The 1,267-nt window shown below is 70.4% G+C and carries 1 protein-coding gene; it reads right to left on the bottom strand.

Annotated elements, in window-relative coordinates:
* Window positions 1-37: 37 nt before the first annotated feature.
* The gene (gene ssd, locus ETD85_RS62355; protein ID WP_138699104.1) at window positions 38-1,075 is read right to left on the bottom strand and encodes a septum site-determining protein Ssd; all 1,038 of its coding nucleotides are present in this window, start codon (window positions 1,073-1,075) and stop codon (window positions 38-40) included.
* Window positions 1,076-1,267 lie beyond the last annotated feature (192 nt).

Genomic DNA, 1,267 nt, shown 5'->3' with positions numbered 1-1,267 from the left:
GTGCGGGGGGCGGGGAGTGGTGAGGGTTTGGGTGTGGTCATGGGAGGAGGTCGCGGAGGAGGGTTGTGCACAGGGCGCCCAGCACCGTGCGGGGGCCGAGTTTGGGGAGCTCGCCGCGGTTGAGGGTGGTCGTGAGCCTTGGCTGGTCGGGCAGGTTTCCGGCGGACGGGATGCCCAGGGATGTGGCGGCCAGGTCTTCGTCCACCACTCCCTGACGGAGGATCGCTCGCAGGTCCGAGGTGTGTTTGCGGGCCTCGCCCAGCACCTGGACGGTCGAGAGGATCCCGCGTACGTCTGCCGTCGCCACCACCAGGGTGACCTTTGCTCGCGTCAGAGCTTCGACCGAGGCTGGGTCGAGGTGACGTGGGAGGTCCACGACCACCAGGTCGAAACCTCGCTGGCCGGCTTCGAGTACCGAGCGCATGGCCTGCGCCGGGATCGTCGCCACCTCGCCTCGGTGGAAGGAGAGGACGGCCAGGTCCCCGAACGATGGCAGTGCGGCCTGGAGCGCACTCGAGCTGATCCGGCCCTCTCGTGCCACCAGGTCTCCCCATCTGGCGCCGGGCGCTTCCTCACGACCCAAGAGCGCGTCTATGCCGCCACCGAGTGGGTCCGCGTCCACCAGCAGTGTGCGTAGGTGATCGCCCGAGGCGCGCAGGGCGAGGCAGGCGGACAGCACGCTTGCGCCCGCGCCGCCACGACCCCCGATCACGCAGATCACGGCGCCCGAGCGGGGGTCCGGCTCCATGGCGTCGGCGAGCCGCTCCACCAGGTGGCGTTCGTCGCCGGGGAGGCTCACGACGGCCTGGGCTCCCACGGCCACGCATTTTCGCCAGGTGTCCGGGTCTTCGTGATCGCGGGTGACGAGCAGGACCTGGTCGCGGACGGGCGGGGAGGTCGCGGCCACGGCGTCCGCCTGGTCGGCGCCCACGACTACCAGCGGGGCGAGGTTCCAGAACGGGCGGGCGTGGGCGGGGACGTGGGCCACGTCGAGTTGTGCGCCGGCTGCGGCGGCTATGCGGACCAGGTCGTCGAGCAGGGCGTGGTCTTCGGTGATGACCAAGGGTCGGTGCATCTCGGCCTCCCGGTGGCGAGTGGTGGTGAGTGTGGGGTGAGGAGGATTGGATGGTGGCGGGCTGGGAGGCCAACCTTTGCTGGGGAGGGTGGGGTGAGGAGAGGGCGAACGGGATTCTGTGGATGGAGAGGCTCGGGGTGGTCCAGGGCTGTGGATAGAGGAGGGGGGGAACACAGGCGGGGGGTTTAAGGG

It is taken from the genome of Nonomuraea zeae (assembly GCF_005889725.1).
In the GTDB taxonomy this organism is placed as follows: Bacteria; Actinomycetota; Actinomycetes; order Streptosporangiales; family Streptosporangiaceae; genus Nonomuraea; species Nonomuraea zeae.
This window is presented reverse-complemented; position numbering and strand designations above follow the sequence as displayed.